The organism is Pseudarthrobacter sp. ATCC 49987, from assembly GCF_009928425.1.
Classification (GTDB): domain Bacteria; phylum Actinomycetota; class Actinomycetes; order Actinomycetales; family Micrococcaceae; genus Arthrobacter.
In genome coordinates this window covers 3122150-3146814 of sequence record NZ_JAABNS010000001.1, presented here as the reverse complement: position 1 = coordinate 3146814, position 24665 = coordinate 3122150, and the positions used below count along the sequence as shown (strand labels likewise).

Annotated in this window: 23 protein-coding genes and 1 tRNA gene; 14 read left to right on the top strand and 10 right to left on the bottom strand. The window is 67.1% G+C overall.

Annotated features, from left to right (window positions below):
• Nucleotides 1-88: 88 nt before the first annotated feature.
• The 5 genes from GXK59_RS14525 to tmk form a co-directional block, all read right to left on the bottom strand.
• Nucleotides 89-1057 carry a glycoside hydrolase family 16 protein gene (locus GXK59_RS14525; RefSeq protein WP_160667833.1) on the bottom strand — a complete coding sequence of 323 codons (969 nt, stop codon included), beginning with the start codon at nucleotides 1055-1057 and terminating at the stop codon, nucleotides 89-91.
• Nucleotides 1058-1307: 250 nt separating this feature from the next.
• Nucleotides 1308-1380: transfer RNA gene (locus GXK59_RS14520), tRNA-Thr, on the bottom strand.
• Between the two features lie 94 nt (nucleotides 1381-1474).
• The gene (locus GXK59_RS14515) at nucleotides 1475-3055 is read right to left on the bottom strand and encodes an alpha/beta hydrolase (protein ID WP_160667831.1); all 1581 of its coding nucleotides are present in this window, start codon (nucleotides 3053-3055) and stop codon (nucleotides 1475-1477) included.
• A gap of 62 nt (nucleotides 3056-3117) precedes the next feature.
• Nucleotides 3118-4260 carry a DNA polymerase III subunit delta' gene (locus GXK59_RS14510; protein WP_160667829.1) on the bottom strand — a complete coding sequence of 381 codons (1143 nt, stop codon included), beginning with the start codon at nucleotides 4258-4260 and terminating at the stop codon, nucleotides 3118-3120.
• A complete protein-coding gene (gene tmk, locus GXK59_RS14505; RefSeq protein ID WP_160667827.1) occupies nucleotides 4257-4913 on the bottom strand; it encodes a dTMP kinase in 657 nt (218 codons plus the stop codon). Before tmk ends, GXK59_RS14510 begins: the two co-directional genes overlap by 4 nt.
• An 88-nt stretch (nucleotides 4914-5001) precedes the next feature.
• Here tmk and GXK59_RS14500 point away from each other — a divergent pair, with 88 nt between their 5' ends.
• Both GXK59_RS14500 and GXK59_RS14495 read left to right on the top strand, forming a co-directional pair.
• Nucleotides 5002-6222 carry a trans-sulfuration enzyme family protein gene (locus tag GXK59_RS14500; RefSeq protein ID WP_160667825.1) on the top strand — a complete coding sequence of 407 codons (1221 nt, stop codon included), beginning with the start codon at nucleotides 5002-5004 and terminating at the stop codon, nucleotides 6220-6222.
• A 9-nt stretch (nucleotides 6223-6231) separates the two neighbouring features.
• Nucleotides 6232-6588 carry a DUF2516 family protein gene (locus GXK59_RS14495; RefSeq protein WP_160667824.1) on the top strand — a complete coding sequence of 119 codons (357 nt, stop codon included), beginning with the start codon at nucleotides 6232-6234 and terminating at the stop codon, nucleotides 6586-6588.
• 32 nt (nucleotides 6589-6620) lie between these two features.
• Here GXK59_RS14495 and GXK59_RS14490 read toward each other — a convergent pair whose 3' ends face one another.
• Nucleotides 6621-7469 carry a class I SAM-dependent methyltransferase gene (locus GXK59_RS14490; RefSeq protein WP_443094319.1) on the bottom strand — a complete coding sequence of 283 codons (849 nt, stop codon included), beginning with the start codon at nucleotides 7467-7469 and terminating at the stop codon, nucleotides 6621-6623.
• Nucleotides 7470-7680: 211 nt separating this feature from the next.
• Between GXK59_RS14490 and GXK59_RS14485 the strand changes: the two genes are divergently transcribed.
• The gene (locus GXK59_RS14485; protein ID WP_160667822.1) at nucleotides 7681-8427 is read left to right on the top strand and encodes a phosphoglyceromutase; all 747 of its coding nucleotides are present in this window, start codon (nucleotides 7681-7683) and stop codon (nucleotides 8425-8427) included.
• Nucleotides 8428-8524: 97 nt separating this feature from the next.
• Here the strand turns inward: GXK59_RS14485 and phoU are convergent, their stop codons facing one another.
• Complete coding sequence (gene phoU, locus GXK59_RS14480) at nucleotides 8525-9187, bottom strand: phosphate signaling complex protein PhoU (protein ID WP_160667820.1); 663 nt, start codon at nucleotides 9185-9187, stop codon at nucleotides 8525-8527.
• Nucleotides 9188-9394: 207 nt separating this feature from the next.
• On the opposite strand from phoU, the gene GXK59_RS14475 reads away from it, so the two are divergent.
• Entirely contained in the window at nucleotides 9395-10651 is a 1257-nt protein-coding gene (locus GXK59_RS14475; protein WP_160669191.1) for a sensor histidine kinase, read from the top strand.
• Nucleotides 10648-11328 (top strand): response regulator transcription factor, encoded by a 681-nt coding sequence (locus GXK59_RS14470; protein ID WP_024367190.1) that lies wholly within the window; start codon nucleotides 10648-10650, stop codon nucleotides 11326-11328. The genes GXK59_RS14475 and GXK59_RS14470 overlap by 4 nt, the downstream gene beginning before the upstream one ends.
• A gap of 125 nt (nucleotides 11329-11453) precedes the next feature.
• Here the strand turns inward: GXK59_RS14470 and GXK59_RS14465 are convergent, their stop codons facing one another.
• Nucleotides 11454-11996 carry a hypothetical protein gene (locus tag GXK59_RS14465; protein WP_160669190.1) on the bottom strand — a complete coding sequence of 181 codons (543 nt, stop codon included), beginning with the start codon at nucleotides 11994-11996 and terminating at the stop codon, nucleotides 11454-11456.
• 316 nt (nucleotides 11997-12312) lie between these two features.
• Between GXK59_RS14465 and GXK59_RS14460 the strand changes: the two genes are divergently transcribed.
• The 6 genes from GXK59_RS14460 (at nucleotide 12313) to rlmB (ending at nucleotide 17370) form a co-directional block, all read left to right on the top strand.
• Nucleotides 12313-12795, top strand: a complete 483-nt coding sequence (locus GXK59_RS14460) for a CarD family transcriptional regulator (protein ID WP_024367191.1) — start codon at nucleotides 12313-12315, stop codon at nucleotides 12793-12795.
• Between the two features lie 210 nt (nucleotides 12796-13005).
• Nucleotides 13006-13824 (top strand): IspD/TarI family cytidylyltransferase, encoded by an 819-nt coding sequence (locus GXK59_RS14455; protein ID WP_160667818.1) that lies wholly within the window; start codon nucleotides 13006-13008, stop codon nucleotides 13822-13824.
• 2 nt (nucleotides 13825-13826) lie between these two features.
• On the top strand, nucleotides 13827-14363 hold the full coding sequence (gene ispF / locus GXK59_RS14450; protein ID WP_160667816.1) for a 2-C-methyl-D-erythritol 2,4-cyclodiphosphate synthase: 537 nt from the start codon (nucleotides 13827-13829) through the stop codon (nucleotides 14361-14363).
• 42 nt (nucleotides 14364-14405) lie between these two features.
• The gene (locus GXK59_RS14445; RefSeq protein ID WP_160667814.1) at nucleotides 14406-14735 is read left to right on the top strand and encodes a hypothetical protein; all 330 of its coding nucleotides are present in this window, start codon (nucleotides 14406-14408) and stop codon (nucleotides 14733-14735) included.
• A gap of 55 nt (nucleotides 14736-14790) precedes the next feature.
• Nucleotides 14791-16260, top strand: a complete 1470-nt coding sequence (cysS, locus tag GXK59_RS14440) for a cysteine--tRNA ligase (protein WP_160667812.1) — start codon at nucleotides 14791-14793, stop codon at nucleotides 16258-16260.
• A gap of 123 nt (nucleotides 16261-16383) precedes the next feature.
• A complete protein-coding gene (gene rlmB / locus GXK59_RS14435; protein ID WP_160667810.1) occupies nucleotides 16384-17370 on the top strand; it encodes a 23S rRNA (guanosine(2251)-2'-O)-methyltransferase RlmB in 987 nt (328 codons plus the stop codon).
• A gap of 571 nt (nucleotides 17371-17941) precedes the next feature.
• Here the strand turns inward: rlmB and GXK59_RS14430 are convergent.
• Nucleotides 17942-18745: a carbon-nitrogen hydrolase family protein gene (locus tag GXK59_RS14430; protein ID WP_160667808.1), complete on the bottom strand. Its 804-nt coding sequence runs from the start codon at nucleotides 18743-18745 to the stop codon at nucleotides 17942-17944.
• Between the two features lie 116 nt (nucleotides 18746-18861).
• On the opposite strand from GXK59_RS14430, the gene glgX reads away from it, so the two are divergent.
• The 3 genes from glgX to GXK59_RS14415 are packed head-to-tail and all read left to right on the top strand — an operon-like array spanning nucleotide 18862 to nucleotide 21894.
• A complete protein-coding gene (gene glgX, locus GXK59_RS14425; RefSeq protein ID WP_160667806.1) occupies nucleotides 18862-20976 on the top strand; it encodes a glycogen debranching protein GlgX in 2115 nt (704 codons plus the stop codon).
• 32 nt (nucleotides 20977-21008) lie between these two features.
• Nucleotides 21009-21530: a ribonuclease domain-containing protein gene (locus tag GXK59_RS14420; protein WP_160667804.1), complete on the top strand. Its 522-nt coding sequence runs from the start codon at nucleotides 21009-21011 to the stop codon at nucleotides 21528-21530.
• Between the two features lie 7 nt (nucleotides 21531-21537).
• Nucleotides 21538-21894, top strand: coding sequence for a barstar family protein (locus tag GXK59_RS14415; protein ID WP_160667802.1), 357 nt, complete (start codon nucleotides 21538-21540; stop codon nucleotides 21892-21894).
• Nucleotides 21895-21970: 76 nt separating this feature from the next.
• Here GXK59_RS14415 and glgP read toward each other — a convergent pair whose 3' ends face one another.
• Entirely contained in the window at nucleotides 21971-24589 is a 2619-nt protein-coding gene (gene glgP / locus GXK59_RS14410; protein ID WP_202129133.1) for an alpha-glucan family phosphorylase, read from the bottom strand.
• Nucleotides 24590-24665 lie beyond the last annotated feature (76 nt).

Sequence of the window (24665 nt, the reverse complement as noted above, 5' to 3'; positions counted from 1 at the left end):
CCCCGTGCCGGACGGTCACAAGCGACCCTTCAGCGCGGAGGCAGCGGATGGAGCAGGGGCGGTAGGAGCCCTGGACCTGACCTGGTTGTTACTGCCAGGCCCGGACGTAGTCGACCTTCATCTCGGAGGCCGGCCCGAAGGCGGTGCTGGTGCTGGCCTTGCCGACATTCAGCACGAGGTACTGGGAGGCGTTGGCGTCGTCCGTGGGGAAGGACTTGACCTTGACGCCGTCAACGTAGACCTCCGAGAGGTTCCCCTTACGCCACAGTCCGTAGGTGTGGTACTCGTTGCCCCAGTTGCCGGCAATGGTGCCCTGGTTGTGGGTTCCGGAGCCCGAGTGGTAGTTGGACGTCAGCTTTCCCTTGAGCACTTCGGCGATGTCGTTCTCGCCGTTCGCCGGCCAGGACTGTCCGGTGGTCCACCATGCCGGCCAGTTGTGCAGCACGGTTCCGTTGCCGGGGAAGGAGATGCGGGCCTCGGTGTAGCCGGTCCGGAACTCGTAGCCGGTGGTGGCGGCGTCCTTCGGGTTTGACGACACGAGGGCGCCGGTGCCGGCGTCCGAGAGCTTCAGCGAGAGGTTTCCGCCGCCGACCGAGACGTTTGCGGGGTCGGTCTTGACCTTGTTCATGGTGCCGCCGCCGAACCAGGAGCTCGACCACTTGCTGGTGTCGAGGGCGGTTCCGTTGAAGTCATCGCTGAAGGTCTGCGACCACGCGCCGGGGACTCCCAGGGGCGTCAGCGACGAGACACTCGACGCCGGCACAATCGCGGCGGGCGCGGCCGCGGCGGGCGCGGCCGCCGCCGCAGGCTCTGCCACGGGGACGGCTGTCACTGGAGCAGCCGGGGCAGGCACAGGTGCTTCGGCGGGCGCGGGCGCCGCCTGGAGCGTGCAGGGCGGCACGCCGCCGCTGTTCTTGAGTGTGCACTTGTAGGTGCCTGTGGCGGTCGACGGCGCAGCGGGGGCTGCCCCCGGCGCCGCAACGGCGCCGAGGGACGCCGTGAGGGACAGCACGGCTGCAACAGCCGCACCGGAAAACAATGTTGTGCGTTTCTTCATTTACTACTCCTGGAGCTCACGCTCTGTTGTTGGCGTCGTCCCGCGCAGCGCTAAGGCGCGAGGGCAGGACGGAAGACGCCGTTCTTCATGGCGGCACCGAGGGGTATTCACCGGCGGACCAGACGTTCGGCCGTGTAATGCATCCAGGCAGCGATGTGCCTTCTCATACGCCTTCAGGACAGGCGTCACCCATGGCGGGGCAAAAAGAACGGCCCCGACGACTGCGCCGGGGCCGATAGATGGAGACCAGAGCTTCCTGCCAGAATCGAACTGGCGACCTTCTCATTACGAGTGAGACGCTCTACCAACTGAGCTAAGGAAGCAACCGCCTGAAATGTCCGGGTGACCCGGGCGCCTCATGCCAGAGACAACTGTAGTAGAGTCTTCCGGCCCGGGTCAAAATGAGTGTCGAACGCCTCAGCAGACTGTGTTGTCTGCCGGCGTCCTGCCGTCAACGAGGTAACCGTCCACGGCATTGCCGATGCAGTCGTTGGAGCGGCCGTAGGCCGTGTGGCCTTCGCCCTTCCAGGTGAGCAGCGAGGCCGTCCCCAGCTGCTTGCGCAGTGCGCTGGCCCATTCCACCGGGGTGGCCGGGTCGCCCGTGGTGCCGACCACCACGATGTCGGTGGACCCCTTGTAGTCCACCGGCGCCGGGGTCCTGACGTTCTTGTACGGCCAGTCCTTGCAGTTCGTGCCGCCGTAGGCGAAGTAGTAGCCCAGTGTGGGCGAGAGCCCGCGCAACGTCTGCTCTTCAGCGCGCATGGTCGCCGTGTCCGCGGACATCGGGTAGTCGAGGCAGTTGATGGCGTTGAACGCGAAGGTCGAGTTCGAGGAGTAACTGCCGTTCGGCTCCCGGTCCGCGCCGAAGTCCGCGAGCCGGAGCATCGGCGCCAGGTCATCCTTCATCGCGCTGCCCAGGGCCTGCGTGAGCAAGGGCCAGTTGTCGTCGTTGTAGAACGGCAGGATAAAGCCGCTGACGAACATGGAGGCGTTCACTACCCGGCCGTCCTTCACGGACCTCGGGGCCGCCTCGACCGCCTTAATGAGGTCCTGGATCTGGCCGACGGCGTCATCCGGGGTCCCGCTGAGCGGGCAGGCGCTGTCAGCGAGGCAGTGTGTCACGTAGGCCCGGATGGCCTTCTCGAACGCCTTCGCCTGCCCGCTGGTCAGCTCCTCATAACTGAGCGAGGGATCCATCGCTCCATCAAGGACCATCCGGCCAACGTTGTCCGGGAACAGCGAGGCGTAAGTGGAACCAAGGAATGTTCCGTAGGAGTAGCCGAGGTAATTCAGTTTGCTGTCATTGAGCACGCCGCGCAGGATGTCGAGGTCCTTGGCGGAGCTGACCGTGTCGATGTGGCCGAGGACCGGGCCGGTCTTTTCCGCACATTTGGCGGCGATGGCCTTGTTGTCGGCGAGGGCTTCGGCCATCCCGGCGTCGGTTTCCAGCTTGTAGATCTTGGCCCGGGAGGCGTCGCGCTCCTGGTCGGTGAGGCAGGTGACCGGCGCGGAACGCTTCACTCCGCGCGGATCGAACCCGACGATGTCGTAGTTGGCGCGCACCTTTTCCGAGATGTTGGTGGAGCCGGCGTCACGCACGAAGTCGTAGCCGGAGCCGCCCGGACCGCCCGGGTTCACCAGCAGGCTGCCCTTCCTGGTGTTGCTCTTCGTCGCCAGCTTCAGGGCTGCGAGTTCGATCGTGTCGCCGTCCGGCTTGCTGTAGTCCAGCGGCACCTTGACCGTGGCGCACTGGAAGTCGCCCTCGCAGCGGCTCCAGCTGAGCTGCTGGGAGTAGAAGCTGCGGAGCTCATCCGGTGCTGCCGCGGCGATCGACGGATCCGGCGTCCCCTGGGCACTCTTCGCGCCGGCGTCGCCCGAGCCGAAAAGAGCGCAGGAAGACAGGACAAGGGCCATCACCAGGCCGAGCGCCAGGGCGCCGGCTCCCCGCACCCCGACCGCCACGGGTCGGTTCTTTGCGGGCCGTGAGGGTGAGGTCATGCGGGTCTCCTTGGGGAAATGCAACAGTGCTGATCGTAGCCGGTCGGGCGGTACTGTCAGGGTCAGATGAGGCTGGCGGCCATGGACTCGATGGTCAGCAGCGGAGCCACGTTCGACGTCGTGATCCGTTTGCGGGCCTTGTTGATGGCGTCCATGCGGGCAAGCGTTGTTTCGGCGGAGGAGTGGCGGGCGAACTCAACGAGTTCGGTCCTGAGTTCAACGTTGACCAGCTCCACGGCGTTCCCCATCTGGATGATCAGCACGTCCCGGTAGAAAGACAACAGGTCGGTCAGGGTGCGGTCGAGGGAGTCGGTTACCGAACGCTTGGCGCGGCGCTTCTGGTCGTCCTCGAGCTGCTTGACCTGGCCGCGCATGGCCGGCGGCAGCGTGCCGCTTTCCGGCGCCCCGAGGGTTGCGAGCAGGGCGGCCTTTTCTGCCGCGTCGCGCTCGTCGTTGGAGCTGTTGGCTTCCTCGGTGGCGATCTTGACGAGCTTTTCCGCCATCAGGACGGCGGCGGTGACCCCGCGGAGGCCCAGAGGGAACCGCACTGTCTCGAGCCGCCGTTCACGGGCTTCCGGATCCCGGGCCAGCCGGCGGGCGATTCCGACGTGGCTTTGCGCTGCCCGGGCCGCGCGTTCGGCGACGGCCGGGTCGACGCCGTCGCGCTTGACCAGCAGGGCCGCGACGTCGGCTGCGGGCGGAAGCCGCAGGGCCACCGCCCGGCAGCGGGAGCGGATGGTGACCAGGACGTCGGCGGGGGACGGCGCACACAGCATCCAGATGGTGCGCGGGGTGGGTTCTTCGATCGCTTTGAGCAGCACGTTGGTGGTGCGTTCCGCCATCCGGTCCGCGTCCTCCACGACGATGATGCGCCAGCGGGCCGAGGACGGCCGGTTCCCGGCCGTGGAGACCAGCTCGCGGGCCTCGTCGATGGTGATGGTGACTTTTTCGGTGCGCACGAAGGCCACATCCGAGTGGGTTTCGCCCAGGATGGTCAGGCACGCCGCGCATTCCCCGCAGCCGCGCAGGCTGACATCGTCCTGGTCGCAGTTCAAGGCGGCGGCGAAGGCCTTCGCCGCATTGGACCGGCCGGAACCCGGCGGGCCGGTGAAAAGCCACGCATGGGTCAGGCCGTCACCTCCAGCAGCCTGGCGCAGTTGCGCCACGACGGCGGGCTGGCCCTGGAGGTCGTCCCAGACGCTCATGCGCTCACGCCCCGAGGGAGGGACAGCAGGGACTCGACCCTGTCGAGGATCCGCACGGCCAGTTCATCGACCGGGAGGTGGGCAGGGAGGACGAGGTACTGCTCCGGCCGGGCCGCGGCGAGTTCGAGGAAGGCGGTCCGGATCCTGGCATGGAACTCGTCCGCCTCTGACTCCAGCCGGTCCTCGGCCGCGTCGCCCGCGGTGCGCCGGCGGCGGCCCACCTCGGGGGCAACGTCAAGCAGCACGGTGAGGTCCGGGCGCAGGCCCGAGGTGGCCCACTCGTTGACGTTGCGGACGGCTTCGGTGCCAAGGTCCCGGCCAGCGCCCTGGTAGGCGACCGAGGAGTCGATATAACGGTCGGTGAGGACGATCTCGCCGCGTTCGAGGGCGGGGCGGATGACCTGGCTCGCGTGGGCGGCACGGGAGGCCGCGAAAATCAGGGCTTCGGTGTGCGCGTCGATGTGGCCGTTGCCGTGATCCAGGACGAGGGAACGCAGTTTTTCGCCGATCGGGGTGCCGCCCGGCTCCCTGGTCCGCAGCACTGTGAGACCGCGCGATTCAAGGGCCGCTGCCAGCGCGGCTGCCTGCGTGGACTTGCCGGCGCCGTCGCCGCCCTCAAAGGCGATAAACAGTCCGGGGTTCTGGGTAGTCACTGCTCTAGAGTACCGACATTCCCTGACACTAATGCGCCTTGGCGTAACGCCTTGGCTGCCCCGGAGTGCGCCAAAGTACCCTGTGACCATGAGTCTTTCCGAAGAACAGGCAGCATCGCTGTCCGCAGAAACAGTCGTTGTGGCGGCGGGCCGTCCGCCGCGTGAACGCGACGAACCGGTCAACCCTCCGATTGTGCTCTCGTCGACCTATTTCGGCACGGGACCCCTGGGTGATGGCGACCGCGGCTACGGCCGCTATTCCAATCCCACCTGGGATCCCTTCGAGGAAGCTCTCGGCCAGCTGGAAGGCGCCCAACTCCCCGGCCTGCTCTACGCCTCCGGCCTCGCCGCCGTCAGTTCAGCCCTGTCCCTTGTTCCTGCCGGGGGAGTGCTGGTCATGCCGTCCCACAGCTACGCCGGATCCCTGGTGATGGCCACGGAACTTGCCGGGAAGGGTTTCCTGGAACTGCGCACGGTGGACATTGCGGACACCGATGCGGTCCTGGCGGAGCTCGCGCCGGCGGGCGGGCGCCCCGCCAGCATGCTCTGGCTGGAGAGTCCCACCAACCCGATGCTCGGCGTCGCGGACATCCGGGCGCTGACCGCCGCGGCGCACGCCGCGGGCGCCGTCGTCGTCACGGACAACACCTTCTCCACCCCGCTTGTGCAGCAGCCCCTGGCGCTGGGCTCCGATGTTGTCCTGCACTCGGTGACTAAATACCTCTCCGGCCACTCCGACGTCGTGCTGGGCGCCCTGGTGACGTCCGACGCCGGACTCCGCGCCACGCTGCTGCACCACCGCACTATCCACGGCGGGATCGCCGGGCCCTTCGAGGCCTGGCTGGCGCTGCGCGGGCTGCGCACCCTGGCCCTGCGGGTGGAGCGCTCGCAGGCCTCGGCGGCTGTCCTGGCGGAGCGGCTGAGCACCCACCCCCGGGTCGGCAGCATCCGCTTCCCGGGCCTCGCCTCGGATCCCGGCCACGAGCGGGCCAGGAACCAGATGAAGGGCTTCGGCTCGGTGCTGTGCATTGAAATGGCCGCGATCGACAGCAGCGGAAACAACAGCAGCGGCACAGACACCGGCAGCATCAGCGGCGCCGAAGCCGCGGACCGGATGATCCGCGCGCTGAAGCTGTGGCTGCCGGCCACCTCCCTGGGCGGAGTGGAATCCCTGATCGAACGGCGGCGCCGGCACACGGCCGAGCCGGCCAGTGTCCCGGACAACCTGGTCCGATTGAGTGTGGGGATCGAAAACGTCGAGGACCTTTGGGCCGATTTGGAGCAGGCCCTGGCCAGCTTGGGCGGCTAGGCTGGGGGAATGGACGGAAGAGCGCTTATTTACTATGTCGAAACAGGGATCTACTTTCTCCTGGCCCTCGTAGCTCTGGCCCTTGAGGTGTGGGCTTTCTTCGATTGCCTGCGGCACAAGGGGAACGCCTTTGAAGCCGTGTCCAAGCGCACCAAGACCTTCTGGCTTGCCGTCACAGGCGGCGCCATGGCCGTGGGTCTGCTTTCTGTGGTCGGCGGCGGAGGCGGAGGCCTCCTGGGTCCGCTGGGACTGTTCGGGCTCGTCGCTGTGACTGCGGCGTCCGTCTACCTCGCCGATGTCCGGCCCGCGGTCAAGGATGCCGGCCGCGGCGGGAACCGCAACATGGGTCCCTACGGCCCCTGGTAATCCCCGCCGGCCCCCTAAGCTCGCAGGCTCGCTCAGGGAACCCTGCCGGCGTGGGCCGGCGCCACCGCGTCCCAGCCCACGGTCAGTTCGCCCAGCCGCCACCGGGCCGGACCATCCTGGATCGGCCAGCCGCCGTCGCGCAATGAACGGCACATGGCCGTCCAGCGCTGCCGGTTCCCGAACGAAGCCAGCGGCGCGGCCTCCAGCCAGGCTTTGTCCATGGCCTGCAGGAAGGCCCGGACCTTCTCGCCCGGAACGTTCCGGTGGATGAGGGCTTTCGGCAGCCGCTCGGCCACTTCCGAGGGCAGCGTAAAACTCCCGAACCGCATGGACAGGCTCAGGCTCAGCGGCTGCCGGGCATCCAGCGCCACCCACGTGACCCGGCGGCCGATCTCGTCGCATGTGCCGTCAATGAACAACCCGTCGGGGGCCAGCTGCCCCTGCACCAGCCGCCAGATGGCCGCGACGTCGGCTTCCTCATACTGCCGGAGTACATTGAACGCCCGCACCAGGACGGGCCGCCCAGCCACGGGCAGTTCGAAGCCGCCCAGCTGGAAACTGAGCCCGGGCCGTTCCAGTTCCTTGGCCTGCCGGACCCGCTCGGGCTCAATTTCGACGCCAACCACCCGCACATCGGGACGGATCACGGACAGCCGTTCAAAGAGTTCGACGGCGGTGGCCGGCGACGCGCCGTAGCCCAGGTCGACCACGAGGGGATCGGCCGCCGTGCGCAGCCGCCAGGCCTGCGGGCCGGTCAGCCAGCGATCCAGCCGCCGCATCCGGTTGGGGTTGGTGGTACCGCGGGTAATGTTGCCCACCGGCCGGCCGGCGCGGGGTCCGCTTTGTACCACGCCGCGTTTTTCCATGCCTCGGTTCTCCATGACATGGGTCTGCGGGGACGCCACCCGCTCAGCCTTCTGCACCACACGCCAACCCTATCCTCCAACGCGGGGTCAGCTCCGGCCCCTGCGATGCAACGACTACTGGAAACCGCCTGCCGCGGGATGGGCGCGACGTGACCCCGCGTTGCGGTGCAGGCTGTGTGATGTAACGCTCGGCGCCGTCCGGGACCGCTCGGCTAGGATGAAAACCATGACTTATAAGCTGATTCTGCTGCGCCACGGCCACAGCGAATGGAACGCCAAGAACCTGTTCACCGGCTGGGTGGACGTTGACCTCAACGACCAGGGCCGGGCCGAGGCCATTCGCGGCGGCGAGCTTCTCGTGGAGAACAACATCCTCCCGGACGTCCTGTACACCTCCCTGCTGAAGCGGGCCATCAACACTGCCAACATCACCCTCGACAAGGCCGACCGCGGCTGGATCCCTGTCAAGCGGGACTGGCGCCTCAACGAGCGCCACTACGGCGCCCTGCAGGGCAAGGACAAGGCCCAGACCCTCGCCGAATACGGTGAAGAGCAGTTCATGACCTGGCGCCGGTCCTACGACACCCCGCCGCCGCCCCTGGCCGACGATTCCAAGTTCTCCCAGGCACATGATCCGCGCTACGCGGACCTAGGCGACGCCCTGCCCCGCACCGAATGCCTCAAAGACGTCCTGGTGCGCCTGTTGCCTTACTGGGAATCGGACATCAAGGAAGACCTCAAGGCCGGCAAGACGGTCCTGGTCACGGCCCACGGCAACTCCCTGCGCGCCCTCGTCAAGCACCTTGACGGCATCAGCGACGAAGCCATCGCCGGTCTGAACATCCCCACGGGCATCCCGCTGGTCTACGAACTGGACGAGAACTTCAAGCCGCTGAACCCGGGCGGCACCTACCTCGATCCCGAGGCCGCTGCCGAAGCCATCAAGGCAGTCGCGAACCAGGGCAAGAAGTAGCGCCCGCGCAGCCGACAACGAATACGACGACGGCGGCCGGTCACCCCCAAGGTGACCGGCCGTCGTCGTACCCCCAGCCGTCCAGGCGGCAGGGGTATCAGCTGTGTTCGATGCCGTTCGGCTGCCAGGCGCCGGTGACCAGATAGGTGACCTTCTGAGCCACGGAAACGCCGTGGTCCGCGAAGCGCTCGAAGTAGCGGCTGGCGAGGGCGACGTCGACGGTCGTCGCGGGGGACTCCTGCCAGTCGCTGCGGGCGATCGCCTTGAAGACGCTCAGGTGCAGATCATTCACGGCGGAGTTGGCCTTCAGGATGTCCCGGGCAACTTCGAGATCGCGGGTTTCCAGGAGGACCGTGAGCTTCCTGGCGATCAGCAGGTCGTGCTCGGCGAAGCTCTTGAACGTCTCGTGCAGCTGGGCGGGAACCACTGTGGCGGGGTAGCGGAGCCGGGCAAGTTGCGCGAGGTGGCGGGCGAGGTCGCCCATCCGTTCGAGGGAGGCGCTCATCCGGAGGGAGCCCACGATCATCCGCAGATCACTGGCCACGGGTCCCTGCAGGGCAAGGATGTCGATGGCGCGCTCGTCGAGGCTGTTCTGCAGGAAGTCGATCCGTGCATCGGCCGCGATGACGTCCTCGGCCAGGTCGATGTCGGCGCCCTCGAAGGCAGTCGTGGCTTTCTCGATGGCCTCGCTGACCAGCTTTGAGATTTCGACGAGCTGTTCCCCCACTTGGGCGAGCTCTTCCTGAAAAACCTTGCGCACGTGTGCGTCCTTTCCTTGGAAATATTGCCGGCCACCGCGGCGGCGGGCCCATTTCGGTTCACCTGTCGGCGCTTCAACTGTCCAGTCTTCCAGCGTCCGGTGAACTGTTACGCCCCAATAGGTGAACGTTAGCTGAACCGGAGCGGGAATGGCGGGAGATTACAGTTTCCGACGCGGGGCACAGCATAAGCTGGAGCCGTGGACCCAATGCTTATCGGTGTGATCGCCGGCCTGATCGGCCTGTCGCTTGGCGTCTTCGGCGTGCTCGCCTTCCGGGTCAGCGAGCAGCAGCGAAAACTGGTGGACGCTGAGTTCGAGGAGCCCTCCCTTCCCGAGGGCGCCGCCGAGGTGCTGGCCGCCGTCGGCAGGGCTTTTGTGGTGGTCGACGCGATTGACGGCGTCGTCCGGGCCAGCCCCGCCGCGTATGCCTACGGCCTGGTGCGTGGCCATACGCTGGTCCATGAACAGCTGCTGGAGATGACCGCGAAAGTGCGCCGCGACGGCGTCATCCTGGAAAGGATCCTCGAACTGCCGCGCGGCCCGCTGGGCCAGGGCACCATGGTGGTCCAGGTGCGGGCGGCCGTGATCGCGGAGGAATACATCCTCCTGCTGGCCGACGACCGGACCGAGGTCACCCGCACCGAGGAAGTCCGGAACGACTTCGTCGCGAACGTCTCCCATGAACTGAAGACGCCGGTCGGCGCCATCTCGCTGCTGGCGGAGGCGCTCGAGTCCTCCGCGGATGACCCGGAGGCCGTTCGCCGCTTCGCCAGGCGCACCCACAAGGAATCCGCCCGGCTGGCCGCCCTGGTGCAGGACATCATCGAACTCTCCCGGCTGCAGGGGTCCAACGTCGCCAAGCAGGGCCGTGCGGTGGACATCAATACCGTCGTCGCGGAAGCGGTGGACCGCTCCCAGCTGCCAGCGGAAAGCAAGAACATCGAGCTCGTGGTGGGCGGGCACTCGGACGCTTTGGTCTACGGCGACCAGGACCAGTTGGTGACCGCGCTGCGGAACCTGATCGATAACGCCATCCGGTACTCGCCGGAAAACACCCGGGTCGGCGTCGGCGTCCGGGCCAAGGACGGCCTCGTGGCCGTGTCGGTCACGGACCAGGGCGAGGGGCTCAGTCCCGAGGACCAGGAACGTGTCTTCGAACGCTTCTACCGCGTGGACGCCGCACGCTCACGCCACACGGGCGGCACCGGCCTTGGCCTGAGCATCGTCAAGCACGTTGTCGCCAACCATGGCGGCGAGGTGACCCTCTGGTCCCAGCCCGGGCGGGGTTCCACATTCACCATCCGGCTTCCGGAGTTTGAAGGGCAGGACGTCGACGGCGTTTCCGAAGTGCGCGAACCCGCGCCCCGGGCGGCCGACCAGCCCACGGCCCCTGGGCCGTCCCAGCACCCCAAACCAACACGACGGGGCGCCGCCGGCGCCCATGAGCAAGGAGCTACCGCTTGAGCAGGATTCTGATTGTCGAGGACGAAGAGTCGTTCAGCGACCCGCTGTCCTATCTCTTGGGCAAGGAAGGGTTCGAGGTCGAGGTGGTGGACAACGGGCTGGACGCCATCACCGAATTCGACCGTAACGGCGCTGACTTGGTGTTGCTTGACCTGCAGCTGCCCGGACAGTCGGGCACCGAGGTCTGCCGGCAGCTGAGGCAGCGCTCATCCGTCCCGGTCATCATGCTGACGGCGAAGGACGCGGAGATCGACAAGGTCGTGGGGCTGGAGCTCGGCGCCGACGACTACGTCACCAAGCCCTACTCGTCCCGGGAGCTGGTGGCCCGCGTCCGGGCCGTGCTGCGCCGGCAGGGCGAACCCGAGGAACTGGTGGCCAGCACCGTGCAAGCGGGACCGGTCCGAATGGATATTGAGCGGCATGTGGTCACGGTCAGCAGCGAACAGGTGTCCCTGCCGCTGAAGGAATTCGAGTTGCTGGAAATGCTGCTGCGGAACTCGGGCAGGGTCCTGACCCGCGGGCAGCTGATCGACCGGGTCTGGGGATCGGACTACGTGGGGGACACGAAAACCCTGGATGTCCACGTCAAACGGCTCCGCAGCAAGATCGAGCCCGATCCCTCGGCCCCGCGGCACCTGATCACGGTCCGCGGCCTCGGCTACAAGTTCGAACCCTAAGCCCGGAGGATCATCAGCCCTCCGGCGGGCGGCCCGACGGCGGGCGGCCCGGAGGGGCGGCCCGCACAGGCAGCACAGACAGAAGGAGGGGCACCGGGCCGGGCGCCCCTCCTTCTGTCTGGAAGCTAGTGGTTCGCGCTGCTCGTCGGCGACGGTGTCGACGTCGGCGTGGCCGATCCGGTCGGCTCGCTTCCTGCCGGCAGGTACTGCTTGTAGTCGGGGATTGTTCCGTCCAGCACGGGGACCTTGAACTTGGTGCTCTGGTTGGTGCCGTCCTCGCGGATGCTGACCTCGACGAGGGAGCCCGGGACGCCGCCGGTGGTGCTCAGGATTGCCTCGTCCGTGGACTCGTTGAGCAGCGTGTAGGAGTTCCGCTTGACCGGGACCTGGGTCTGGGAACCGCCGGCACCAAGGATGGTCAGCTTCACGTCCTCCGAGGACGAGTTGTAGACAGCGCCGATCACTCGGCCGGGCTTGTCCTCACCGGCGGAAATGATCATCATGTTCCGCAGCTGCAACGGGCCAACGTTGGCCTGGGTTCCATCCGACGCAGCGTAATGTGCGTTGGTCGACTGCGGGTTGATGTAGCCACAGCCAGTTACGGACAGCAGGCCGATGCCCAGAGCAGCCGTTGCCATTGCCAGCTTGCCGCGCTGGCCCCGGTTCATCGCAGAGAAACCCACGTCACGCACTCCTTGAGAGTCTTGGAACATTATTCAGCCATAGCCTATCGGCAATCCGCACCAAACATTGATTCGGGCGCTACACAATGCCGCCAACTCCGTGTCCGGCCGTCTGCTCACGGCGGATGCCGCACACCCTTGGCAAAGACGTGGCCATGCACTAATATCCGCTTTCGTCAAGGGGTCTACGGGGTCCGTTTAAGGCCATTTTCCCCGTATTCATGCGGTTCTTGGGTGCGTTCCATGGCAGTTGTATGCCTTAAACGTGATAAACTGGTCTGCGGGAAAGGGGAATGTCCACATGGTTTTTGAGGTCGGCGAGACAGTAGTTTACCCTCACCACGGTGCAGCCAAAATTGAAGAAATCAAGATGCGCACTGTCAAGGGCGAAGAGAAGATGTATCTCAAGCTCAAGGTGGCTCAGGGTGATCTGACCATTGAAGTTCCAGCAGAAAACGTAGACCTAGTTGGGGTCCGGGACGTAGTGGGCAAAGAAGGTCTGGAGCACGTGTTTGAAGTGCTGCGGGCCGAGTTCACTGAAGAACCCACCAACTGGTCACGTCGATACAAGGCAAACCTGGAGAAGCTTGCGTCCGGTGACGTCATCAAGGTGGCAGAGGTCGTCCGTGACCTGTGGCGCCGCGATCACGATCGGGGTCTCTCCGCAGGGGAGAAGCGCATGCTGGCCAAGGCACGCCAGATTCTGATTTCAGAACTGGCGCTAGCCGAAAAGACCGACGAAGAGAAGGCTGCAAGCGTTCTCGACGAGGTCCTGGCTTCCTAAGCAAGTCGAACAGCCAAGAATCGAACCCCGGTAGCGTAACGGCTGCCGGGTTTCTTTTTGCCCTTCTTCAGCCGCGCCCGGGGCGGCTCCGGCCACGTGGCTCTGCCACTCGACACCCCTCGTCGAGGTGACACTTAACGCCCATGCTGGTCGAGAACATGGGCGTTAACTGTCACCTCGACGGGTGGTGCGGGACGTAGTCTTGTGCGCATGGACTCTGCACCAAGAACCCCCGTCACCGCGGTCATCGTCGTGGCTGCCGGCTCAGGCCAGCGCCTGGGCTACGGCATGCCGAAAGCCAAGGTACCCCTGGGCGGGGACAGCATCCTCACCCACGCCCTGCGGGGCGTCGCCGCCGCGGGTATCGCGCGGCAGATCTGCGTCGCCATCCCGCCCGGCGATCCGGAACTCCACGCCCTCTGTGAGGCCTTCGCCCAGGACCTCAAAGCGGAGCGGCGGCGCGCCGGCCACGCGGGCGACGGCGGGCAGCTCCCGGTCGTGACGATCGTCGACGGCGGCGCCACGCGCGCCGAGTCCGTCCGCGCCGCGCTGGCAGCGCTCCTGCCAGCCACAGAAGCAGTCCTGGTCCACGACGCCGCACGCGCCCTGACGCCGGAGGCGGTCTTCCACCGGGTGTCCCAGGCACTTGCGGCCGGCGCACTGGCCGTCATCCCGGTCATGCCCGTGGTGGACACGGTCAAGACGGCGGAGCCGGCCACCGGCGGTGGCGCAGCAATCGCCCCGGAGCTCGTCACCGGAACCGCAGCCCGGGAAACCCTCCGGGCTGTGCAGACCCCCCAGGGGTTCGAGCTTGCCACCCTCCGGCGCGCCCACGACGCGGCGGCCTCCTTCGACGCCGGCCAGGCAGCCGCCGTCACCGACGACGCCATGCTGGTGGAACTCCTCAGCGTTCCGGTCTACGCGGTGCGCGGCGCCAGCCAATCGCTGAAAATCACCACGCCGCTGGACCTGATCATCGCCGAAGGTCTCCTCGAAGGCCCGCTCGGCGCCCGCTGGGTGGAAGGCTGAGCATGTCCGGAAGCCAGAACGCCCCGCTGCCCGTCATACCGCGGACCGGAATCGGCATCGACGTCCACGCCTACGCCCCCGAGGACGCACCCCAGCCGCTCTGGCTCGGCGGACTCTTCTGGGAAGGGGAACGCGGACTGTCCGGCCACTCTGACGGTGACCCCGTCGCCCACGCTGCCGCCGACGCCCTCTTCTCCGCCTGCGGCATCGGGGACCTCGGCACGCACTTCGGCACCGACCGGCCCGAATACGCTGGCGCCTCCGGCGTGACCCTGCTCGCCGAGGCCGCCCGGATCGCCCGCGCTGCCGGCTTCGAAATCGGGAACATCGCCATACAGTTCGTCGCCAACCGCCCCAAGTTCGGCCCGCGCCGGGAGGAGTCCCAAGCCGTCCTCAGCGAAGCCGCCGGCGCCCCGGTCAGTGTCTCGGCCACCACCAGCGACGGCCTCGGCTTCACCGGCCGCGGCGAAGGGATTTCAGCCACGGCGACTGCCCTGGTCTACCCCTCCCGCTCGGCGCCTCCGGCACGTGTCGCCTAGGCTTAACGGAAGATCCCTTCCCGCAACACCTGGAGACCTCCCGTGAAAAAGCTGCTGCCCGCCGTCGTTCTTCTGGCAGGACTGCTGCTGACCGGCTGCGCCGCGACGCCGAAGATGAGCATCCCGGAGAGCTGCGCCTTCCTCAACAAGGACACCTTTGTCCCCACCGGCAACCAGCAGCAAAAGGCTGAGCAGATCGCCAAGCACTACCAGGAGGTCGCGGACAAGGTGGCGCCCGAAGTGGCCGACCCGATCCAGAAGATGGCGGACATCATGAAGCAGGTGGCGGGCACCTCCCTCGGGGCCACGAGTGCAGAGCAGACCAAGCAGCTCACGGAACAGAACAACAGGATCGGCGAATACTGCAAGTAAGCTGCGGGGGTGGTCCGCACGCCGGGGCCGGATCCCCATCGGCTAATCTGGAGCGGTGACCCTGCGCTTCTATGACACTGCATCCGCCGAAGTCCGTGACTTCGTCCCCCTGGTTCCGGGCAAAGTGAGCCTCTACTACTGCGGCGCCACGGTGCAGGGCATGCCGCACGTCGGGCACATCCGCTCCGCCATTGCCTTTGACCAGCTCACCCGGTGGCTGCAGTACCGCGGATTCCGCGTCACCGCGGTCCGCAACGTCACCGACATTGACGACAAGATCCTGGCGAAGTCGGCGGATTCGTTCGCCCCTGACTTCGAGGGCGAGCCGGGCACGGTCCGCGAGGAGGAATGGTGGGCGCTGGCCTACCGCTACGAGCAGGAATTCCTCAAGGCCTATGACACTTTGGGCGTCTCCCGCCCCACCTATGAGCCGCGTGCCACCGGCCACATCCCGGAAATGCACGCCCTGATCCAGCAGCTGATTGACCGCGGCCACGCGTACCCCGCCCTCGATGATTCCGGCGACGTGTACTTCGACGTGCGCTCCTGGGCCAGGTACGGCTCACTGACCCGGCAGAAGATCGATGACATGCAGGGGGCGCCGGACGCGGACCCGCGTGGGAAGAAGGACCCCCGCGACTTCGCGCTCTGGAAGGGCCACAAGGAGGGGGAGCCGACGACGGCGGGCTGGGCTTCGCCGTGGGGCACCGGCCGGCCGGGCTGGCACCTGGAATGCTCCGCGATGGTCACCAAGTACCTCGGCGCCGAGTTCGACATCCACGGCGGCGGGCTGGACCTGAGGTTCCCGCACCACGAAAACGAGATGGCCCAGTCCCAGGCCGCGGGCCACGGTTTCGCCAATTTCTGGATGCACAACGGCATGGTCACCTACGCCGGCGAGAAGATGTCCAAGTCTATCGGCAACACCGTCAGCCCGGCGGAAATGCTGGAACTGGCCTCGCCGCGGGTGGTCCGGTACTACCTCGGCCAGGCGCAGTACCGATCGGTGCTGGACTACCAGCCCACCTCGCTGCACGAGGCCGCAGCCGCGATGGAGCGGATCGACGGCTTCATCAGCCGCGCCGTCCGGACCCTTGCCGGCGCCGACGGCGGCACCCCGGCAAGCTACGGCTTTGCCGGCTACGGCATCGTCCCGGACGCCTTTGCCGCCGCGATGGACGATGACCTCAACGTCCCGCAGGCCCTCGCCGTCCTGCATGACACCGTCCGGGCCGGCAACACTGCGCTCACCGCCGGGGAGCTCGACGCTGCCCGGCAGGCACTCGCCAGCGTGACCGACATGCTGCGTGTCCTTGGTCTCAACGACGCCGCGGCGCCGGCGGTCGACGAACAGGGCAACACCGCCCTCGGCGTCCTTGTTGAAGCGCAGCTCGCGGCCAGGGCACAGGCCCGCGCCAGCAAGGACTGGGCCGCGTCGGACGCCATCCGCGATACCCTCGCCGCCGCCGGCGTCGTCGTCGAGGACGGACCGGACGGCGCAAGCTGGAGCCTCAAGCGCGGCTGAGTCGACACCGTTCCGGGCGCTGAGCCGGGACCCCGCCAAGCCCTGCGGTCGAGGATTTAACTCGAGTCAGTAGACTGGAGTTCAGACTTATTAACGAATCGCGTATTTAAAAGGGTGAAACTTATGGCCAACAACGGTCGCCGGTCGGTCAAAATGAAGAAGGGCCCCACTGTCGGAACTGGCGGCCACGGCCGCAAGGCCCTCGAGGGCAAGGGCCCCACTCCCAAGGCGGAGGACCGTCCCTACCACAAGGCCCACAAGAACAAGCAGCTCGCGGAACGCTCCGCGGCCAAGCGCCCGGGAGCCCCGCGCAACGCCGGCGCCCGTTCCGGCCCCAAGGGCCGCGCCACCGAGGAAGTCGTCACCGGACGCAACTCGGTCGTGGAGGCGCTGCGCGCCGGCATCCCGGCCAAGGCCCTGCACGTGGCCATCCGCATCGAGATGGATGACCGCGTCAAGGAGTCCCTCAAGCTGGCTGCCGAGCGCGGCATTCCGCTGCTCGAAACCGGCAAGCCCGAGCTGGACCGGATGACCGACGACGCCATCCACCAGGGCCTCGTGCTGCAGATCCCGCCGTACGAATACCAGGACGCCTACGAGCTTGCCGAGGAAACCCTTGAAAGCTGGAAGCGCGGCCACGTCTCCAACGCGCCCCTCTTCGTCGCCCTCGACGGCATCACCGACCCCCGCAACCTCGGCGCGATCATCCGCTCCGTCTCGGCGTTCAGCGGCCACGGCGTGATCGTCCCGGAGCGCCGCTCCGTCGGCGTCACCGCCTCCGCCTGGAAGACCAGCGCCGGTGCGGCCGTCCGCGTCCCCGTGGCACGCGCGGCCAACCTGAACAACACGCTGAAGGCGTTCAAGAACATGGGCATCTATGTTCTGGGTCTCGACGGCGACGGCGACGTCTCGCTGCCCGACCTTGCCCTGGCCACCGAGCCGGTCTGCATCGTCGTGGGTTCCGAGGGCAAGGGCCTCAGCCGCCTGGTCCGCGAAAACTGCGACCAGATCGTTTCCATCCCGATCGACTCGGCGATGGAGTCGCTCAACGCCTCCATGGCGGTCGGCATCTCCCTGTACGAGATCTCCCGCCAGCGGGCAGTCAAGTAACCTTCGCTGGTTGCTGCGGTTCCGCCCCCGTCGCCCGTGTGGTTGGGTCCGCCGGAACCAGAGCTTTGCCGTCGCTTAGCGGTCAGCCCCTTCCCAAACTTCGCAAGCTCAGTTCGGGGCCCTCGGGGCTTCCCTTCCTCCCGACGCTGTGCGCTCGGCGGCGGGCGGCCTCACTCCGCTTTGGTCGGCGATGCGCTCCTTAGCAAAACGCCGGCACCGGCTCTGACTCTCCCGCACCCTTGGCGACAGATAGGGAAACGCTCCCGCACGTTTGGTGGAAAGTCAGGAAACGCCCTCTCACGTATCGTGAGGGAGCGTTTCCATTTAAACTGCGAAAGGTGGGGGAGCGTCGGTTCTTTCAAGTACCCCGACGCCGGGTGCCGGACATTCAAGCGGGCGCCGAGGTCTTGCCAGGAGCGCATCGCCGACCAGAGCCGGATGAGGCCGTCCGCGGCCGAAGGAGGCGTCGGGAGGTGTCTAAGCGACGGCAAGGCGCCGGTGTCCGCGGAAGGTGGCCAGGGCACGGCGCCGGTGTCCGGGGAAGGTGACCACGGAGAACCCGGCGGGACGCCTAGAACTTGTGGCGGTTGGCGAGGACCGGGAGTTTGGCCCGGGCTTCCTTGACGACGGCGGTGTCCAGGTCGGCGAAGAGCAGGCCGGGGGCGGCGTCGAGCTCTTCGAGGACTTCTCCGAGGGGGGAGACGACAACAGAGTGTCCGACGCCGGTGGGCGCCGCGCCTTTGGGCTCGATTCCCTGGCTGGCCGGGTCGCCCTGGCCGCAGGCGAGGATGAAGGTGGTGGAGTCCAGGGCGCGGGCGCGGGCCAGAAGCTTCCATTGCTCGGCCTTGCCCGGACCGGATCCCCACGAGGCGCAGACAATGTTGATATCGGCTCCGCGGTCCGCATTCTCGGTGAAGAGGTCCGGGAATCGGATGTCGTAGCAGGTGGCCAGGCCGAACGTCACGCCGTGGAATTCAAAGGTGACGGGCTCGGCGCCGGCGTCGACAGTGTCCGATTCCGCGAAACCAAAGGCGTCGAAGAGATGGATCTTGTCGTAGCTGGCCTCGATGCCCCGGCCGGTGACCAGGAGGGTGTTGCGCACCTTGCTGCCGTCGCCCGCCGTCCCCGGGGTGAACATCCCGGTGACGATCACGATGTCCTGTTCCGCCGCGATGGCGCGCACCCGCGATGCCCATGGGCCGTCGAGCGGCTCGGCGATGTCCAGCAGCGAATTGCCGAACGCGCGCATCGTGGCCTCGGGGAACACCACGAGCTCCGCGCCGCCGGCCTTGGCCCGGGCGGCATGGTCCGCCACCAGGGCAAGATTTCCGGCAAGGTCGCGTCCGGTAATGATTTGAGCGAGTGCAATGAGCACTGTTACCTCCAATTGTGGCGCCTGTTCCTGTATGCAACGCCGCTATTCCGTACACTGCTCTTCGTCAGGAAATCAGAATCCGGGGCTATTTGATCGGCCCCGCTAAACTTTAAGCAATGGTTATGCCCTCTGTAGACACAGCTTCCACCGTAGACGCCTCGCGTGCGTTTCCGCTGGGAATCAGCGTTCCGTGCACCGGTTCGCCGGCAACGGACGATCCTCGGGGTGCCTTCGCGAATGTGGCTGTCTACGCGCCCGGCGTGACGACCCTCGAAATTGCCTTCCAGGCGCCCGGCGGCGCCTGGCAATTGAAAACCCTGCCGAACGTGACCGACGGTGTGCACCACGGCATCGTCGAAGGCATGCCGGCCGGTTCGCGCTACGGATTCCGTGCCACCCCGGACCACGAGGCGCTCCCGCTGTCCATGCCCGCCACGGATTTCGACGCCGACGGCGAGCAGCCGCTGCTCCTGGACCCCTACGGCCGGGCAGTGGATGAGCGCGAGGATTTCATCACGAGCGTCCGGGTGGAGAGCGGCTTCGATTGGGGCACGGACCGCGGCCCCAGGATTCTCTGGCGCAACACCATCATCTACGAGGCCCACGTCCGCGGCCAAACCAAACTGCACCCCGACATCCCCCAGGACCTCCAGGGCACCTACGCAGGCCTGGCGCACCCGGCCATGATCGAGCACCTGATCGCGCTGGGGATCACAGCTGTCCAGCTCCTGCCGGTGCACTTCCACGTGGACGAACCGCACCTGCAGAATCTCGGCATGACGAACTACTGGGGCTACAACACGGCCGCGTTCTTCGCCCCGCACCCCGGCTACGCCACCGAGGCGGCGCAGGCCGCCGGCCCGAAGGCCGTCCAGGATGAGTTCAAGGGCATGGTCAAGCTGCTGCATGCCGCCGGACTGGAGGTCATCCTCGACGTCGTTTACAACCACACTGCGGAGGGCGGCCGGGACGGCCGGACCCTCAGTTTCCGTGGCCTGGGCGAGATGACGTACTACCGCAATGACGGCCACGGCAAGTACGTGGACACCACCGGCTGCGGCAACAGCCTGAACTTCGGCGAGCCCCGCGTGGTCCAGCTGGTGCTGGATTCCCTGCGCTACTGGGTGACCGAGTTCCACATCGATGGCTTCCGCTTCGACCTCGCGGTGACGCTGGCGCGCAACGCCGCCAACGAGTTCGATCCCCGGCACCCGTTCCTGGTTGCGATCGGCGCCGACCCCGTACTGTCCGCCACGAAGCTCATCGCCGAGCCCTGGGACATCGGCTACGGAGGCTGGCAGACCGGCCGCTTCCCGGCCGGCTGGGTCGACTGGAACGATCACTTCCGCGACGCCGTCCGCAGCTTCTGGCTCGCCGACCGCGCCGCGATCGACGGCGGCGGGCAGGGCGGCTCCGTGGCCCGCCTCGCGGACGCCCTTTCCGGCTCCGCAAACCTGTTTGAGCCGTCAGGCCGGTCCCGGCTCGCCTCGGTCAACCTCGTCACCGCCCACGACGGGTTCACCCTGGCCGACCTCGTGTCCTACGACCGCAAGCACAACGAGGCCAACGGCGAACAGAACCGTGACGGACACGGCGACAACCGCAGCTACAACCACGGCTTCGAGGGCCCCACCGAGGACGAGGACATCCTCGCCCGGCGGGCGCAGGCCAGCCGCAACCTGATGGCTTCGCTGATGATCTCCCAGGGCGTACCCATGATCACCGCCGGCGACGAGATCGGCCGCACCCAGCAGGGCAACAACAACGCTTACTGCCAGGACAATCCCATCACCTGGATCGATTGGACCAGCACTCCCGAGGCGCATTCGATGCTGCGCACCACCAAGCGCGTGATCCGGCTCCGCAAGGAATTCCTCGCCGGGCAGCCGCATGACTACCCGACGCGCGAAAAGCAGTCCTACTTCCACTGGTTCGACGAGCGCGGCGAGCCCATGGCCGGGGAGCGATGGCAGGATCCGGGGCACCGGGTGGTGCAGCTCCTGCTCGGTTCCGACGACGGCCACGTCGACGGACTGGTGGTGGTCAACGGCGGCTCCCAGGACGTCAAGGTCAACCTGCCGCTGCTGAGCAACGAGGACGGAACCGGCAACCGGCTCTTCGAACTGCGCCTGACCACCTCCGAGCTCCACGACCGGCGCCAGGGCGTCCGCGTCGCTTCGGGGGAACGGGACGTCGTGCAGGCCAACTCCATCAACATCTACCGCACGTAGCCTGGCCCCGGTTCAGGCATAAGGAACGAAAGATGAAGGTCCAGCGGCTGACGGCCCTGCTTGCCCTGCTGGTCGGACTGGCGGTACTGGCGTTCGTCCTGACAGGGGTCCCGCCGACCGGGAGCGCCCCGGCCGGCCCCACGCAGCCAGGCCCCATCCAGTCAAGCCCCATCCAGTCAAGCCCCATCCAGTCAAGCCCCATCCAGTCAGACCCAGCGCAGTCCCGTGCTCCCGCCCCGGCGGCCCCGGCCGCGGTCGCCAACCCATCCGGGCTGCCGGAGGTGAAGGCCTCCGAACTTCCCGCCGAAGCCCGCCAGACCCTGGCGCTCATCGCCCAGGGCGGGCCCTACCCGTATGCCAGGGTTGACGTCACGTTCGGCAATTTCGAGCGTGTTCTTCCCCGGAAATCCTCCGGCTACTACAAGGAATATACGGTCAGGACCCCGGGGGAGTCCGACCGCGGCGCCCGCCGGATCGTGGCCGGAGAAGCCGGCGAAAAGTACTACACGGCGGACCATTACAACTCGTTCAGATTCATTATCGAAGGCAAGTAGGGAACCCATGAAGATATACTCCGCAGACACCTGGACCGTCGAGGAACTGCAGGCGCTGGCGGCCGACGCCGGGCGGCGCGCGGTGTTGATTCCCGCCGCCGACACCAAGCGGACCGTGCTCGAGACGTTCGCGGAAACGCTGGACTTCCCGGCGGACTACGGCGTGAACCTGGATGCCCTCAACGACTCCCTGCACGACTTCGCCGATGCCGTTTCCGACGACGGCCAGAGCCCGATCACCTTCATCTGGGAGGTCCCGGCCGTTTTCCGCTCGGACCGCTCCTTCGGCGTCATCTGCGAAATCCTGCAGGACGCCGAACGCTATGCCGGCAAGAACCTGGCTGTCATCGCCGTCTGCCTGTAAGCCCGCAACAGACAACAGCGCCGCAGCCCGGGTACCGGGTTGCGGCGCTCTTCGTCGTGCGGTCGGCCGGCAGGTGTCAGGCGTTGACGATCAGTCCAAGTTCCGCCTTGGACGCCAGCGCCTCGTGCTTCGGGAGCACACGGACGGTGTAGCCGAAGGAGCCGGACCGGTCGATGACCAGGGTGCCGCTGAAAAGGTGCCGGCCCTTGCCGAGGTCTTCAACCGCCTTCAGCTCCGCCACTGTGACGTCGGCCAGTTCGTCGCTGTCCTCTGCCTTGCCGTAGGCGACCTCCACCGAAACATCATCCGGGGTGAGGTCGTGCAGGGCGACGTAGGCGTTGACCTGGAGGATGTCGCCGATTTGCGGGTCTTCCGAGACGCCCACGGAGTCCACGTGCTCCACCTGGATCTGCGGCCAGGCGGCCCGGACCCGGGAAACCCAGGCCGCGAGGGACTTGGCCTCGGCATAGTTGTCCGCCCCGGCCCGGCGGCCGGCGACGGCGGCAGGACGGTACAGGACGTTGACGTAGTCCTGGAGCATCCGCTCCGCGGAGACTGCCGGGCCCAGATGCGACATGGTGTGCTTGATCATCGAGACCCAGTGCGTGGGAACAGCCTGCGGACCGGACGTCGAGGGCCCTGCCGCGCCGGCGCCGTCGGACACTGTCAGCCCGTAGAAGCGGGGGGCCACCTGCGTCTCCAGCAGCTCATACAGCGCCGCAGCCTCGATGTCGTCGCGTTCCTCCGGGGACGCGTCGTTGTTGGCGGTCGGAATCGCCCAGCCGTTTTCGCCGTCGTACATCTCGTCCCACCAGCCGTCCAGGACCGAGAGATTGAGCGAGCCGTTCAGGGCGGCCTTCATGCCGGAGGTGCCGCAGGCCTCGAGCGGACGCAGCGGGTTGTTCAGCCAGACATCGCACCCCGGGAAAAGGGTCCGGGCCATGGCGATGTCATAGTTCGGCAGGAACGCGATCCGGTGCCGCACCGCCGGGTCGTCGGTGAACCGGACGAGGTCCTGGATCATCTTCTTGCCCGCGTCGTCGGCCGGGTGCGACTTGCCCGCGATGACCAGCTGGATCGGGTGCGTCTTGTGCAGCAGCAGGGCCTTGAGCCGCTCGGGCTCGCGCAGCATCAGGGTGAGCCGCTTGTAGGTCGGCACACGCCGGGCGAAACCGATGGTCAGGATGTCCGGGTCCAGCACGGAGTCCGTCCACGCGAGCTCGGCGTCGGCCGCCCCGCGCTTCTTCCAGGCTGCCCGGAGGCGGCGCCGCACGTCCTCCACGAGGGACACCCGCATCTCGCGGCGGAGGGCCCAGACGTCCTCGTCGCTGACGTTATAGGCGAGGTCCCAGCGGCCCTGCGTTTCCGCGTCCGGGCCGAACTGCTCGCGCGCCAGTGCGGACACCCGCGGATCCACCCAGGTGGGCACGTGCACGCCGTTGGTGACCGAGGTGATGGGCACCTCGGAGTGATCGAATCCTGGCCACAACGCGGAGAACATGCCGCGGGAGACCACGCCGTGCAGCTTGGCCACGCCGTTGGCGCGCTGCGCCAGCCGCAGGCCCATCACGGCCATGTTGAAGACGAACGGATTGCCGTCGGTGTAGTCCTCGCGGCCGAGGTTCAGGATTTTGCCCACGGGCACGTCGGGAGCCAGCCCGGCGTCGAAGAAGTGCTGGATCTGCGAGATCTCGAAGCGGTCAATGCCGGCCGGCACCGGGGTATGGGTCGTGAACACGGTGGAAGCACGGCCGGCGGCCAGCGCCTCGTCCCAGCTCAGCGGTTCCGCGGCGGACATCATTTCCTGGATCCGCTCCACTCCCAGGAACCCGGCATGGCCCTCGTTGGTGTGGAACACTTCCGGCGCGGGGCTGCCGGAGAGCTTCTGGTAGGCGCGCAAGGCCTTGACGCCGCCCATGCCCAGCAGGAGCTCCTGCTGGAGGCGGTGGTCGCCGCCGCCGCCGTAGAGCCGGTCGGTGATGCCGCGGGCGGCCTCGTCGTTGCCGGGAACGTTGGAGTCCAGCAGCAGGAGCGGAACACGCCCGACGTCGGCGCGCCAGACGTGCGCCAGCAGCCGGCGGCCGTTGGGGAGCGGCAGGGAGATCTGGATGGGCTTGCCGGTGCCGTCAGGGGAGGCCTCGCGCAGCAGTGTCAGGGGCAGTCCGTCCGGGTCCAGGACCGGATAGGTTTCCTGCTGCCAGGCGTCGCGGGAGAGCGACTGCTTGAAATAGCCGGCCTGGTACAGCAGTCCCACGCCGATCAGCGGCACACCAAGGTCCGAGGCTGCCTTCAAGTGGTCGCCGGCGAGGATGCCGAGGCCGCCGGAGTACTGCGGCAGCACTTCGGTGATACCGAATTCAGGGGAGAAGTAGGCGATGCACGCCGGTGCGCCGTCGCCGAGGCTTTGGTACCAGCGGGGCTGCTCGAGGTACCGGTCCAGGTCCGCGGCGGCCGCGTGGACACGCTTCACCACGTCCTGGTCTGCGCCGAGACGCTGCAGCTCCTCCCTGCTGACCAGGCCGAGGAAGGTCACGGGGTCGTGGCCGCTCTCGGCCCAGATCTTCGGGTTCAGGCCCTCGAAAAGCTCGCGCGTGGGGAGGTGCCAGGACCACCGAAGATTGGTGGCCAGCCGGGCCAGCGGCCGGATCGGCTCAGGAAGAACGGTTCGGACGGTAAATCTGCGGATTGCCTTCACCTGCGAAACACTAACTGACAAGTCGGAGGCTCGGAACCGGTTTGAGTTTCTTTTGCATAAATGACGGTCAGTGTTC

Coding starts and splice junctions, on each gene's coding strand:
- GXK59_RS14475 (WP_160669191.1), top strand. CDS start 9,395: ATGCTTATCGGTGTGATCGCCGGCCTGATCGGCCTGTCGCTTGGCGTC.
- ispF (WP_160667816.1), top strand. CDS start 13,827: ATGTCCGGAAGCCAGAACGCCCCGCTGCCCGTCATACCGCGGACCGGA.
- GXK59_RS14510 (WP_160667829.1), bottom strand. CDS start 4,260: ATGAGCGTCTGGGACGACCTCCAGGGCCAGCCCGCCGTCGTGGCGCAA.
- GXK59_RS14515 (WP_160667831.1), bottom strand. CDS start 3,055: ATGACCTCACCCTCACGGCCCGCAAAGAACCGACCCGTGGCGGTCGGG.
- GXK59_RS14460 (WP_024367191.1), top strand. CDS start 12,313: ATGGTTTTTGAGGTCGGCGAGACAGTAGTTTACCCTCACCACGGTGCA.
- GXK59_RS14485 (WP_160667822.1), top strand. CDS start 7,681: ATGACTTATAAGCTGATTCTGCTGCGCCACGGCCACAGCGAATGGAAC.
- rlmB (WP_160667810.1), top strand. CDS start 16,384: ATGGCCAACAACGGTCGCCGGTCGGTCAAAATGAAGAAGGGCCCCACT.
- GXK59_RS14525 (WP_160667833.1), bottom strand. CDS start 1,057: ATGAAGAAACGCACAACATTGTTTTCCGGTGCGGCTGTTGCAGCCGTG.
- GXK59_RS14455 (WP_160667818.1), top strand. CDS start 13,006: ATGGACTCTGCACCAAGAACCCCCGTCACCGCGGTCATCGTCGTGGCT.
- GXK59_RS14465 (WP_160669190.1), bottom strand. CDS start 11,996: ATGAACCGGGGCCAGCGCGGCAAGCTGGCAATGGCAACGGCTGCTCTG.
- GXK59_RS14415 (WP_160667802.1), top strand. CDS start 21,538: ATGAAGATATACTCCGCAGACACCTGGACCGTCGAGGAACTGCAGGCG.
- GXK59_RS14420 (WP_160667804.1), top strand. CDS start 21,009: ATGAAGGTCCAGCGGCTGACGGCCCTGCTTGCCCTGCTGGTCGGACTG.
- glgX (WP_160667806.1), top strand. CDS start 18,862: ATGGTTATGCCCTCTGTAGACACAGCTTCCACCGTAGACGCCTCGCGT.
- GXK59_RS14500 (WP_160667825.1), top strand. CDS start 5,002: ATGAGTCTTTCCGAAGAACAGGCAGCATCGCTGTCCGCAGAAACAGTC.
- GXK59_RS14495 (WP_160667824.1), top strand. CDS start 6,232: ATGGACGGAAGAGCGCTTATTTACTATGTCGAAACAGGGATCTACTTT.
- GXK59_RS14490 (WP_443094319.1), bottom strand. CDS start 7,469: ATGGAGAACCGAGGCATGGAAAAACGCGGCGTGGTACAAAGCGGACCC.